Origin of the sequence: Bordetella genomosp. 9 (assembly GCF_002119725.1) — a bacterium.
Classification (GTDB): Bacteria; Pseudomonadota; Gammaproteobacteria; order Burkholderiales; family Burkholderiaceae_B; genus Bordetella_C.
In genome coordinates this window covers 1,072,216-1,084,990 of the sequence record NZ_CP021109.1, presented here as the reverse complement: position 1 = coordinate 1,084,990, position 12,775 = coordinate 1,072,216, and the positions used below count along the sequence as shown (strand labels likewise).

The following is a 12,775-nucleotide window of genomic DNA, read 5'->3' as shown; positions in this document are numbered from 1 at the left end:
CCAATGGAAGCCCGCCAAATTCCTATCTCCGACTCCGCCGCCCTGACTTTGTTCGGCCTCACTCCCGGCGGTGCGGAAGCGCGCGCGCTGATTCAACATTTCAAAACCCTCGAGGCACGGGCCAAACAGTACATGCGCCTGCAACTTCGCCCGGCTGATTTCCGGACGGCGGCCACAGTGGCCCAAGCCGCGGCCGCGGCCCAGGCAATTCTGACGAAGATGGGCGCTTGCGCCGAATCGGCGGTCCCCAACCCACTGCATGCAAAGTAAGGAGCCCTATGAACCTCGACAATTTCGGTTTGGATAACCTGACGAGCCAGCTGAACACGGACGAAGACGCCGTCGATGCGAGCGTACAGGACATCAGCGGGAAGCCCTCTCCTGCCCTACCCGACCTGTACGCTTTCCAAAAAGCCATCACCAAGCTGTCGGTGAAAAGCACCGTCGTCACGAACTACGTAAAAAGCATGGGGGACATGTTGAAAACGATCGCCCGAAACATCGTCCCGTAGAGCCGATTAATGTGCCGCACACCGGCGCACTGACTTGGTTTATGTATTCCGCCGGGCTGCCCGCTCGCCGGGCGGCTTGATGGTGGGAACGCGTAGCGTTCGAGCCTTCCCGAAACACCGTCCTCGATGTTTAAAATGAAACTACACGTTAATTCTATGAAGCAGCCAGTTTCTTGAGTCTTGCTTTCGCCGACCCGTCACCGAAAATCTATCGGCGCCCATTGTACGCTCCGCGAGCCGCCACGCCCGCCTGAAGAATCGAAAATGGCAGATTTTGCCGGCACGATACGCGAATTTTCGGTTTGATTCGAAGAAGAAACAATCAAGGCGATCTTCCTGCCCGCCCGGCCGCCTCCGGCTTTCACGTCCAACTTCGGTACTAAACACCTTGTTGGAGACGCCGTTCCCATATGTTAATAATTGCGATATCAGACGTCACACCTGAACGAGACGTTTCGTCGCCGACAGTGTGGCCCAACGGAGAACTGCCATGCCTTACGAACATGCCGGAGAGTTGCCAACCCGACTTCTGCTCGCAGACGACAGCCCCGCGGACCTGAAGCTGCTTGTGCAGATGTTAAGTCAGGAAGGGTTCAAATTAATGGTCGCGCTCGACGGCAAACAGGCCTATGAGCGCGCTTTGGCGGACCCCGCACCAGACGCCATCCTGCTTGACGTGGCCATGCCGAAACTGGACGGGTACTCCACATGCAAGCTGTTGAAGGAAAACCCGGCCACGGCGCACATACCCGTGATCTTCGTAACAGCTTGTACAAAACTTGACGATCGCCTGAAAGGCTTTGACGTCGGTGGGGCCGACTACGTATTGAAGCCCTATAACCCCGAGGAGGTATTGGCGCGAATTCGGGTGCAGCTGCAGCGGCGCGGCCGCCGGTCGGCTGACCCTAAGCATGAGAGCACAGCCCCTCAAAAAGGGTCGGACACCATGCCACTTTCGAACGAGCAGGCAATCGTAAGCATGACGACACAGTACCTGCGCGAACATCTGTCGGACGCCCCGTCACAGAAGCGGTTGGCCCGCCTGATCGGCGTCAATGAAAAGCGCTTGACGCATGCCTTCCGGTCGTTGCTCGGAAAATCGATTCCCGATTATCTGCGCGATCAGCGCATGGAACGCGCTCGCACGCTGCTACAGGACAAGTCCTTATCCGTGGCGGAGATCGCGGACCGTCTCGGTTTTTCCAGTCCGGCGAACTTTGCCTCGGCCTTCCGCCGCCAATCCGGCTGCAGCCCCGTGGCCTTCCGTCGGAACGCTTCTGGCCCGTTGTCCTCCGTGCCTCCGGGGACCCTCGTGGCGCAAAACAGCAGCATTTTTCAAAACGACTGACCGGGAATTAAAAAGCATGCGGCCGAAGGATTCCTTAGCATGGTTTTGCCCCGCCGTGGCATGAATTCGGCACTCGGGCAGCCAAGGTTAGGAACAAGGAGACAGCATGAGTTCTATTCCCACCCCGTTTCTGCCGCCATGTGGAGAGGCAACGGCGCCTCAAAGCGCTGCGCCGCAGGGTAGCATCGGAGGGTCCTTTGGGGCTGACGCCTATCCGCGGCCATCACATGTCCTTGTGGTTTCCGATGCGCCGGAACAGCTGCAGGCCACCATGGATTTCCTGCGGGCCCAACTGTTTCGCGTAACGTTGGCCTCGGGTTGGCGCGGCTATCACTATGCCCAGGCATGGCATCCCGACATCATCGTAATAGACGGGGCAATGTCCAGTATGGACCCGTTGATGCTGGGGAGACTGCTCATGCAAGCTCCAGACACCCGAGGCACGCCGCTCGTGTTTTTGTTCGAAAGGCATAACCAGGCCGCCAGCCACGAAGCATTCGCGTTGGGTGCGGTCGATTGCATGGTGAAACCGGTCTATCCAGAGGAAGTGCTGGCGCGGATATCGACACATTTGCGAAGCGGCGCAAGGCGGCGCATAGAGCCAATGTCGCCGCGGACGAGAACAGTGGCTTCGGAGGATCTGTTGCTGCGCAATGCCCTGAACGCCATCGCGCTGGACGTGGGTAGCATACATACTGTCCGCCAACTCGCGCGGTCCGTAGGAACGAACGAACGCAAGCTCTCCGCTTTGTTTAAGTCCAAAATGGGGAAGTCAGCGCACAAGGTCATCCTCGGAAAGAAAATGGAGACCGCACGCCGTTTGTTGGCGCAGACGGGCATGCCGGTGCGCGACATCGGAGTCCATGTCGGATTTCCCAGCGTATGCAATTTTTCGGTGGCTTTTCGCCGCGAAAACGGCATCACGCCGACCGCCTATCGCCGTCAGTTCCGTACCATGACGCAACCAATGGGCAATAGCGCGACCGCCACGCTTCGTACGCCGCCAACGAACTATGGACATGAAACGGAAGGCGCGCGAGCCTAGTCGGCATGGGCCTGGGTCGATCCGTGATCCGCGTCATCCTGGCTGATGACCATCCGATAGTGCTTCTGGGCGTGAAAAACGCACTGGAAGCCGTCGGCGGGATATCGATCGTCGGCACCGCCACGTCGCCACAAAGCTTGCTCGCATGCCTTTCGGCCTGCGATTGCGACGTGTTGGTTACGGATTTCTCGATGCCAAGCGAGCGTAGTCCCGACGGGATCGCTATGCTGCTGGATATTCAGAGAAAGCACCCCGGGCTACGCATCGTTGTATTGACAAAAATTTCGACTCCGGCGCTGTTGACTCCCATCCTGGATGCCGGCGCGCTGGCCCTTGTAGACAAAGGGGCCACAACCGCGGAAATCGCGACTGCGGTTCAACGCGCGGCGCATGGGATGACCTATATCAGCCGCAATATCGAGCATACGCTCGGCGCGTTGGGAGTCGCCCCTTCCAAGGTTGCCCAACGGGTGCCGCTGTCCCCACGAGAAATCGAAGTTGTACGATTATTCGCCCAGGGCTATAGCAACAACCAGATTGCCGAGATCCTTCACCTGAGCCCGAAGACGACGAGTCGACAGAAAAAAGACGCCATGAGGAAGCTGGGCGCCGTTCATGATGCCGACCTTTATTCCTGTGCCAGGGATTTGGGCCTGATTTAGGCTCGGAGGCCGCCGGGCCGCGATGCCGGCCGTTCAGAGGGGATGCCCTCGCCCGCAAGGCCCTGATGGCACAGCGTGCCGATTTTTTCTTTCCAGACCACGCCGACGTCGACCATGGTTTCGACAATACGGCGCAATTGGCTGACCGTGGCATCGGCCAGCTCCATCCGACGGGTTAACAGAATTTCCCCATTGCGTTCGTCCAGCGCAAGGGTTGCCCCCTCGGTTTCGTGGCCGAAAGCATTGGAGCAAAGCATGTCGCGATAAAGAGCCAGACATTGCGTGCTCTCGACCGGTTCCTGCCCCACGACGATATAGGCATGCAGGATATCCTGCGCATCGTCATGTTCCAGCGTGACGGTGATGTTGTTCTCGAAGATGAGGTCGATGGTGCCGGACTCTCCGAGAGACAAGGGCACTCCACTTTCCTCACCAAACAACGCGATCAGGCTACGCGCGTCCATATAAGCCTCTCCTGGGCGACTTCCTGCACATAGGAAGCCTCAGCATTATCAAGGGCTCGATCAGTGGCGGCGCCCTTGGCGGAGTTCCTGTACGCCATGGCGACATCGCGCACCGGCACACCGCCATGCTGAACGGATTTCTTCACTTCACATGTCAGTCTGCCTCCAGAAAAGGCAGGGAATATTCGTCCTCGACCCTCGGCTGGACACTGTCCGTCTCGTCGTCACGCTCACATATCGCCCGCACCGCGAGCAGGTCGAGAATCAGAGGAGATGGCTCGCTTTCGATGTCTGCCGGCATATGAAGCACCATTTGCTCCGCATAAAGCGGTACGCCCCGCGCTTTTTCTACGATGCGCTTGCGCAGTTTCGGCGACAGGCGGCTGTCCTTGGCGCGGTGGCTCACCAATTGAACCATCGCGTCGCGCGGCAACGGCGGCATGGTGATCGTCTCATCGGCCGATACCGAAAGTTGAAGATTCCTGCCGCAGATCAGAATCATCACCGGATCGCGGCGCCTGTTTTGAAGTGCTGCTAGGAGCACATCCCGCGTCGCCTCGTCCATCCATTGCGCATCGTCGATCATGACGAGCAAGGGCTGCCCCTGACCATCGGCGTGGAGCAGCATGGTGGCAAGCGGGGGAATAAGACCGGCGACTTCGGGATGCCGGACGTCTACCCCGGCGACACTGCGCATGCTCAAGAAGTGGTCCACGAGCGCATTACTGGTCTGTCTGTCCAGGCCCAGCTTGTAGCCCAAGAATTCCATCGCCTGCGCATACCGGACCTCGCACGCCCACGCCGGGTCCGCGGCGCCCTGCTCACATGCATTCAGCCGATCCAGCAGGTAGTCATGGAAGGGGTGCAGCGGGGTGTGCCGGTTCTCCTGGTCGCAGCGGAGCGTGGCCACGCTGCCCCCGCCGCGCTTGACGTACTCGGCGAAGACCTTGGCCAGCAAAGACTTGCCGATACCCTGTTCGCCACGCAGATACATGACGTGCGGACGTCCATCGCGCCGCAGGCTGTTCCAGCGGCGGACCAGGATATCGAATTCCGTGGTTCTGCCGAACATCCGGTGTACGGTGATCGTCTGGCACGGGCCCTGCAGCACGCCGATCTTCAATCCATACCGTTCGTCTTCGCGCACAGTGAAACGGTCGCTCAGGCGGGTTCGCGCGGCATCGGAGAGCAGCGTTTCACCCGTTTCCGCCAGATAAGCCAAACGCAGCGCTTTCTGTCCCACCAGCATCATGGGCAGCGAGCCGCTGTCCGGCGGAACGTAGGCAAGGTCCGCATGTATGCCCATGCCGAGCGATACGTTGGACGCAAGCACATGCCGCTGAATGAAGCACGCCAACCGAGCCGCCGCTTCGGCCGGACGTTCATTGAGCATGGGATACCCGAACAGCACCGCCAGGTTTCCGTCGGCCCCCAGGCAGATCCGCCGGCCCGCGGCCTGGGCGAGCCGGATCAGGCGCTGACGCACTTTCTGCACGCGATCGATCACGTCTTCGCCCGCCATCGCATCGCGATCGTGGCCGATCGCGATGGCCAGGACCGCGATGGGCCGGGCGTCGGCATGCGGTGACGCAGCCATGTTGACGGCCCGATCGCTGGGTGACTCGACATCCAGAAGGGAACGCGTTTCGGCGGATGGACCGGTGCCGTAATACTCGCCCATCACCGCGACGCAATGCTCGTATGCCTTCGTCGCCGCTTCGCGGCGGCCGCTGTCCCGCAACAACCGGATCAAGTCGCGATGCGCGTGTTCGTCGCCCGGATGGATCTGGACCCATTGCCGAGCGCTTTCCAGGGCTTCCTGCATGGCGCCGCGTTCGCACAGTCGCGCGATGTAGGTCTGCCGGCATTGGGAGACTTCCTGAGAAAGGCGCGACTGCCAGCTCATGCGCCATGCGGAAAGGGCAGCATTGACAGGAGTGACAAGCTGCTCGAGCAGCTCGCCCCGATCGCAGGCGAGCCTTTGCTCCAGCGTCAGGCCGGAATACGCTCCGATGCCGCACAGCGCGAGCACATCGACGGTAACCAGGTCCTGGTCAAGCGCCAGCGTGCTCGAGGTGGAAAGGACGGCTTTCTCCATCGGGCCGAGCACGTGCCGCAGTACACACAACGCGTGCCGCAGGTTGGCTCGCGCCCCGGACGCGCAGTTCGGCCAAAGCATTTCCGCGAGCACGGCGCGAGATTGCTTTTTCTCGAGCGATAGCGCCAGCAAGGCCAGCAGCAGCTTGGGCTTGCTGTAGGCAATCAGCGGCGTTTTATCGACGCCTTCGACGAAGAGCTGGAAATCTCCGAGCAGGCAGATTCGTACGGGCCTATCCAGAATTTGGGACATAGGAATCGAGGTCGGCCGAGTATTTTCGATCGACCATATGCAAAGGGTTGACGGCACCGACCTGGCGCCAGGGCTGAGGATTCGGGGCGAGGCTTGCGGCATTTCCGGACACTGCCGGTGCAAGGCGTCGCTGGCGGGAATCAACCGCGCAATGCGGTTGCCGCGTCGTCGAATGGCCGGTTCCGTAGAGCCGTCGCACATCGATCGTTGCACGGTGACCAACGTGGATCATCTGTCGCACATTCGCCCGAAACCATACTCGGGCCCAGTCTAGGCAGCGCAGTCGCGAAGAAAAATAGGAAATTTCTTAGCTGACCGTCGATGGCGGTTACGACCGGCCGTCAGGACAGGGGAAGGGGACAGGACCGTTGCGCATTGCCGCGAGCAGGACAATTTCATGCGGCGCGACGGATTATGTTGCGCGGACCGAAGTATTTTGGTGGATGAGCGTGGGATTATCGCGGCCCGAGCAGCGGCATTCGGCCGTTCGCATGCGTTTCAAGGGCTGACAAGCCGGGCATTCGCGGGTGAGGCATCGCCACCGCTGAAGTGGGCACCCCGAAGCGCCCAATGCGCCCAACGCGCCGAACGCGCCGAACGCAGGGATGCTTCGGAAAACAAAAACGCAGCCGGCGAGGGCTGCGTTCCGAAAACAAAAACGCAGCCGGCGCAGGCTGCGTTTTCAGGGGTGCATCTGATGCTTTGGCTGGTGGGTCGTGCGCGACTCGAACGCGCGACCAACGGATTAAAAGTCCGCTGCTCTACCGACTGAGCTAACGACCCGACCGAAGCCCGGCATTATGTCCGAATCCAAGGGCCTTGTCAAAAGCTGGGCGACACGGATCACCGTCCAATGGCGATCGCCGCCTCTATCCGAGGGCTCACCACGCCGCGATCACGGCGCCGCGATACTTGGTTTGGATATAGTCCTTGACCGGTTGCGAATGATAAGCCGCGACCAGCTTCGTGAACTCCGGCCGGTCCTTGTCCTTCGCGCGCACCACAAGGACGTTCGCGTAGGGTGAATCCGGCGCTTCCTGCGCGATGGCGTCGCGCTTGGGATCCAGCCCGGCCTGCATGGCGAAATTGGTGTTGACGGCCGAGGCGTCGGTATCGTCCAGTGAACGGGGCAGCTGAGCCGCATCCAGTTCGATGAAACGCAGTTTTTTGGGATTGCTTGCCACATCCAGCGGCGTCGCCTTCAGGCCGACGCCTTCCTTCAGCTTGATCAAGCCCTGGGCTTGCAACAGCAACAGTGCACGGCCGCCGTTGGTCGGATCGTTCGGGATACCGATGCGGGCGCCCTCTTTGAGGTCGGCGAGGCTTTTCACCTTCTTGCTATAGATGCCGATGGGGAAAATCACCGTCTTGGCGATGCTCACCAGGTTGTATCCGCGGTCGGCATTGGCGTTGTCCAGATAGGGCTGGTGCTGGTAGCTGTTGGCGTCCAGGTCACCGGCAGCCAACGCGACGTTCGGCTGTACATAGTCGGAAAACTCGACGATTTTGATCGCCATGCCCTGCTTGGCGGCCTCTTGCTTGACGACCTCCATGATTTCCGCGTGCGGGCCGGCCGTTACGCCAACGGTCAGGGGCTTGTCCTGGGCGGATGCAGCGGGAGCCAGGACGACACCTGCGGCCATCGCCAACGTGGCGATTGCTTTGATCGAGTTGAGCTTCATATGGGGAGCAGTTTTGTTGAGGAAACCTTGGTTGCCGGGACGGTACGATCAGCGGTGCGACATGCGGCGCACGATCCAGTCGCCGATGCTTTGCACGATTTGCACAAGCGCGATCAGCACGACCACCACCGCGAGCATCACGTCGGGCAGAAAACGCTGATAGCCATAGCGTATGCCCATGTCGCCCAGCCCGCCGCCGCCGATGGCGCCGGCCATGGCCGAGTAGCCCACGAGGCTGACCAGGGTCACGATGGTCCCCGCCACCAGCCCCGGCAGCGCTTCCGGCAGCAGCACCTTGGCGATGATCTGCAGCGGCGAGGCGCCCATGGCGCGCGCTGCGGTGATGAGACCCGGATCGACTTCACGCATGGCGTTCTCGGCGATACGGGCCATGAATGGAATGGCCGCCAGCGACAGCGGCACGATGGCCGCCGTGGTGCCGATGGATGTATGAGCAATCCAGCGGGTGAACGGAATGATCGCCACCATCAGGATGATGAAGGGGACCGACCGCGTGGCGTTGACGATGATCGCCAGCACGCGGTTGATTCCCAAATGCTGCAGCATGGCGCCGCGGGACGTCACCACCAGCGCCACGCCGATCGGAATGCCGGCGATGACGGCGATGCAGCCGGAAACGCCCACCATCAACAGGGTTTCAAGCAGCGACGTAGTGAGAAGATCGATCAGTTGTTGCGGGTTCATGAGCCAGTTCTTGCACGGCGATATCGCGCGCCGCGAGGTCGGACAATGCGTGTTGCAGGGCTTGCGTGGCGCCCTGGACCAGGACGAACGCCGTTCCCACGGCGATGCCCTGCACATCCTCGATGCGAGCCTGAATCAGGCTGACATCAAGGGAAAAGCGGCGCGAAAGATCGGAAAGGACATCGCCAGCGCCTTGCGCTCCTCCCAGCGACAGCCGCAGCAAGTGAACCGCGGCGTCCGGCCTGGCCGATACGGCGTCGCGCATGCGTGCGCGCAGTGCCTGCAGCGTGGCATCCGTCAGCTCGGATGCCGTTGCCGCCGATACCATTGCCTTGGTGACCTCATGCCGCGGCGAAGCGAAGATTTCCGCGGTCCGCCCAAGCTCGACGATCTGGCCCTGGGAAAGAACCGCAACGCGGTCGCAGATTTCGCGCACGACTTCCATCTGGTGCGTGATCATCACCACGGTGACGCCGGTCTGGCGGTTGATATCGCGCAGCAGCGCCAGGATGTTATGCGTGGTCTCGGGATCCAACGCGGACGTTGCCTCGTCGCTGAGCAGCACGTCGGGTTCGTTGGCGAGCGCGCGCGCAATGCCCACGCGCTGCTTCTGTCCGCCGCTGATCTGCGCAGGGAAGCGGTCGCGCAGATGCTCCAGGCCCACGAGCCTCAACAGGCGTTCGACCCGCGCTGGGATATCAGCGCGCGGTACGCCGGCAATTTCCAAAGGCAGTGCGACGTTGCCGTACACGGTGCGGCGCGCGAGCAGATTGAATCCCTGGAATACCATGCCGATGCGCCGGCGCTGCTGCCGCAGCTGGACTTCGGGCAACCCGGTCAATGATTGGTTGCCGATGGAGATCGTGCCCTCGTCGGGACGCTCCAGCAGGTTGATGCACTGGACAAGCGTACTTTTGCCGGCCCCGCTGGGGCCGATGATCCCAAAGACCTCGCCCTGCGCGATGTGCAGGGTGATGCCACGCAGTGCCTCGAAACGGCCATGCGGCGTGGCATAAGTCTTATGGAGATTTTGAATATGAATCATGGCGCGACATTGTGAACGAGCGCGATCAATATCAGAACGACTGTTTCGTGCCCGTTTTATAACTTTTGATTATAAGCCGTCCACACCGCCGCCCCGGGAAGGCAAGCCATGCCAGCTCTCCATGGCGCCGACCTGCACCACCCATAAAACAAACGTAATCCCGCGGCCACACGGTCCCCGCTACGGCTACCCAAACACCGCGAACCAGAAAGCCAGCGCACCTTCAGGGAGAGCCCGGGAACCGACGCTTCGACACCGCGCCCTTCCCCCTGAAGAAGGCCCCATCGACATGCCGCGTATAGACTCCGCAGGTCCGCTTCTGAAGAGGAAGCGCGCCAGCAATCCAAGGGAGCCGCTTCCACCTCAAAAGAAGCAGGCCAATCAAGGCGCCGCGGACTCGGCTCCGCCCCCCTTGAGGGCAAGCGCAATAGCGCTCCACGCCCCCCTTCCACCACAAAAGAACAAGGACCGATCAAGGCGCCGCGGATCCGGCTCCGCCGGTCCGCAGGCGCGCCCCCTTGAGGGGGAAGCGCGTCAGCGCTTCGGGGGTGAGCCCTCCCTCCGGTCCGCAGGCGCGCCCCCTTGAGGGGGAAGCGCGCCAGCGCTTCGGGGGTGGGCCTCATCACCTCGCTCGGGAAATCCGCACTTCCGCGCCGCGGCGCTTCACCTCCAGGCCTTCGGAAGGAAGAATGCGCAGGCCTTCCAGCCCCTTGATGTAGCTGGAGCCCTGCATCTGCATGACGCGGATCTTGTTCCGCATGACCACCGGATTGTGCATCGGCATGCCGAACATCCAGACTTCGTCCAGGATGCGCGCCGAATTGAATTCACCCGTGTGATGGGCGGCGGGGCCCAGGCAAAGCATGTGGCCTTCGCGGCCGAATACGGGGTACTGCCCCAGGCTGCAGCTCACCGTCCAGGTGGTGCCGCCTTCATAACGATGGCCGGTATTCAGGTCCCACCAGGCTTCGCCCTTGGGCAGATAGACGCGTACTTCATTGCCGGGCTGGACGATCGGGGCTACCAGCAGCGCGGGCCCAAGCAGGTACTGCAGGTCCCATGCGTGCGCGTCGGGGTCGTGGGGGAACGCCATCGCCATCGAACGCTGCACTGGCAGGCCGGTGCGCACGGCGTCCTCGACGGCGCCAAGCACATAGGGAATGAGACGATAGCGCCATTGCAGCCAGGTGCGGGCGTGCGTCAGCACTTCGTCCCCGAACGACCACGGCAACAGCTTCTCCACGCCCTCGAAACAGAAGTTGGCGGAGAACACGCCGAACGTCAGCCAGCGCAGATAGAGCTCCGGTGTCATGCCATCCATCGGGGCGGCCGCGTTGCCGATGGCGTGGACCTGGACCGGCAAGCCGCTGGCGCCGATGGACAGCGCGGTGCGAAGCGTATGTTGCAGCCCCTGCCAATCGTTGGAGACGCGAGGACCGTTCTGCCACGGCAGCCTTTGCGCGGCGGGGAAGAGGTCCGTGCTCGGCACGACGCCCTCGGGCGGCACCTTGTGCCCGGCAATCGCGTCGAAGAGCGCCCGCCGCGCCAGCAGCGGATAGATGGTGCGCAACGCCGGCCCGGATTCTCCGCCGCGCGCGGTAATGCCGTCCGGAATGGCCAGCTGGATATCGCAGGACGGTGCATCGAGGCCGTCCTCGATCAGCTGGCGCTGCCGTTCCGTCCACAGCCCGTAAACGTCGCGATTGGTGAGATCGAGCAGGCCGTAGGGCCGGCCGCCGGAAACCGGCGTTCCGTCGAAGACCTGCGCGTTACCGTCGTCGCGCGTGAGCAGCCACCCGCGATCCTCGAGCTCTTCGAACAGCGGCGTATGGCGCGGCACGCCAGGAAAACCGGGCGCGCACACATGGACGTGATGCTTGTGAAAAAGCGCGAAGAGTTGGCGCGCGTCAGGGAACCGCGCAGCATCCCACTCGAATTGCAGCTTGTCCGGCTGGAACGCCCAAGCCGCCGGCGGCGCGAGCTGGACCGCATCCAGGGGGATCTCCATGGCGCGGCAGCGTTCGATCAGCGCCGTGGTCTGCGTCGCCATCTCGCCTTCGGCCTGCCGCAGCCAGACACCCATGGCCCACAGGACGGGCTGGCCGGCCCGGCCTGTCAGCGCCGTGTACTGGTTCAGGATTTCGGCGGGCTCGCCGGCGAACAGGAAGATATCGAGAACCGGATCATCCACCGTGACGATATACGCGCTGTCTGCCGGCGCCGCGCCCAGAGCGTGCTGCACCCGGCGTATCGTATTGACGTACACGCCCCAGCCGCTGGGACTCCAGGCAAGCGGGAGCGCGCGATGCTCGGGGTCGTCGGATACGACCTCTTCGTCGCGGCGGTTGAGGTCTCCCGGGGTTTCGCCAAGGCCGTAGATGCGATCGGCAGCGTCCAGCGCGAATCCCGCCGTCCATTGGGCTTCCTCGGACTCTTCCAGCGCGTTGTAGCCGAAACCGGGCGCGTGCTCGGAGACTTCCGATGCCAGCACCTGCTTGTCGCCTTTGTACAGCGCGATGCGCACGGGATCCGTAAGCACCTCAAGCGCGGTTTCGCCTTGGACGATGCGCCAGCCGCCCCCTTCACGCGGCGTGACGGTGGCTTCGCCGACCGCTTCCTGCCGCGCCAGCAGCATCTCGGCCACCGCCTTTTCGCGCAGGGAAGGTTTGTCCTCGGAAAGCGTCTGAGGAAAGCCGCAACGGATTCGATAAACACCCGGTGCGTGTGCCTCGACCACGAAACGCAGACCGTCGCCCGTATCGAAGTCGATTCGGCTTGGGCGGGCGGTCGACAGCTCGATGCTTTCGAGCTGGTTAGTATGCGCAAAATCGAACTTGGGCGGCACCGAGCATCCCCCGCTTAAGCCAAAAAGCACCAAAAGGCGCTATTTTGACGGATTTGGCGCGTGAAATAAACTCGGCATCGGATTTGCGCTTATAGGGGCGTTCCGCCGGAAGCCGCA

General features: G+C 62.0%; 11 protein-coding genes and 1 tRNA gene. 5 read left to right on the top strand and 7 right to left on the bottom strand.

Features of this window, described 5'->3' with window-relative positions; genetic code table 11:
• Window positions 1-3 precede the first annotated feature (3 nt).
• From CAL13_RS05050 to CAL13_RS05030, 5 genes are all read left to right on the top strand, one after another.
• Window positions 4-270 carry a hypothetical protein gene (locus CAL13_RS05050; RefSeq protein ID WP_086071706.1) on the top strand — a complete coding sequence of 89 codons (267 nt, stop codon included), beginning with the start codon at window positions 4-6 and terminating at the stop codon, window positions 268-270.
• 8 nt (window positions 271-278) lie between these two features.
• A complete protein-coding gene (locus CAL13_RS05045; protein WP_086071705.1) occupies window positions 279-512 on the top strand; it encodes a hypothetical protein in 234 nt (77 codons plus the stop codon).
• 490 nt (window positions 513-1,002) lie between these two features.
• The gene (locus tag CAL13_RS05040; RefSeq protein ID WP_086071704.1) at window positions 1,003-1,860 is read left to right on the top strand and encodes a response regulator transcription factor; all 858 of its coding nucleotides are present in this window, start codon (window positions 1,003-1,005) and stop codon (window positions 1,858-1,860) included.
• Window positions 1,861-1,966: 106 nt separating this feature from the next.
• Window positions 1,967-2,905, top strand: a complete 939-nt coding sequence (locus CAL13_RS05035) for a helix-turn-helix domain-containing protein (protein WP_086071703.1) — start codon at window positions 1,967-1,969, stop codon at window positions 2,903-2,905.
• A gap of 23 nt (window positions 2,906-2,928) precedes the next feature.
• Window positions 2,929-3,567: a response regulator transcription factor gene (locus tag CAL13_RS05030; protein WP_198297913.1), complete on the top strand. Its 639-nt coding sequence runs from the start codon at window positions 2,929-2,931 to the stop codon at window positions 3,565-3,567.
• Here the strand turns inward: CAL13_RS05030 and CAL13_RS05025 are convergent.
• From CAL13_RS05025 to CAL13_RS04995, 7 genes are all read right to left on the bottom strand, one after another.
• The gene (locus CAL13_RS05025; RefSeq protein WP_086071701.1) at window positions 3,564-4,031 is read right to left on the bottom strand and encodes a type III secretion system chaperone; all 468 of its coding nucleotides are present in this window, start codon (window positions 4,029-4,031) and stop codon (window positions 3,564-3,566) included. The two genes, CAL13_RS05030 and CAL13_RS05025, sit on opposite strands and share 4 nt — an antisense overlap.
• Before the next feature lie 154 nt (window positions 4,032-4,185).
• A complete protein-coding gene (locus CAL13_RS05020) occupies window positions 4,186-6,381 on the bottom strand; it encodes an AAA family ATPase (RefSeq protein ID WP_198297912.1) in 2,196 nt (731 codons plus the stop codon).
• A gap of 707 nt (window positions 6,382-7,088) precedes the next feature.
• A tRNA-Lys gene (locus CAL13_RS05015) sits at window positions 7,089-7,164 on the bottom strand.
• 98 nt (window positions 7,165-7,262) lie between these two features.
• Complete coding sequence (locus CAL13_RS05010; protein ID WP_086071699.1) at window positions 7,263-8,063, bottom strand: MetQ/NlpA family ABC transporter substrate-binding protein; 801 nt, start codon at window positions 8,061-8,063, stop codon at window positions 7,263-7,265.
• Between the two features lie 48 nt (window positions 8,064-8,111).
• Window positions 8,112-8,768: a methionine ABC transporter permease gene (locus CAL13_RS05005; protein ID WP_086056391.1), complete on the bottom strand. Its 657-nt coding sequence runs from the start codon at window positions 8,766-8,768 to the stop codon at window positions 8,112-8,114.
• A complete protein-coding gene (locus CAL13_RS05000; RefSeq protein WP_086056390.1) occupies window positions 8,722-9,813 on the bottom strand; it encodes a methionine ABC transporter ATP-binding protein in 1,092 nt (363 codons plus the stop codon). Before CAL13_RS05000 ends, CAL13_RS05005 begins: the two co-directional genes overlap by 47 nt.
• A gap of 622 nt (window positions 9,814-10,435) precedes the next feature.
• A complete protein-coding gene (locus CAL13_RS04995) occupies window positions 10,436-12,658 on the bottom strand; it encodes a glycoside hydrolase family 31 protein (protein WP_086071698.1) in 2,223 nt (740 codons plus the stop codon).
• Window positions 12,659-12,775 lie beyond the last annotated feature (117 nt).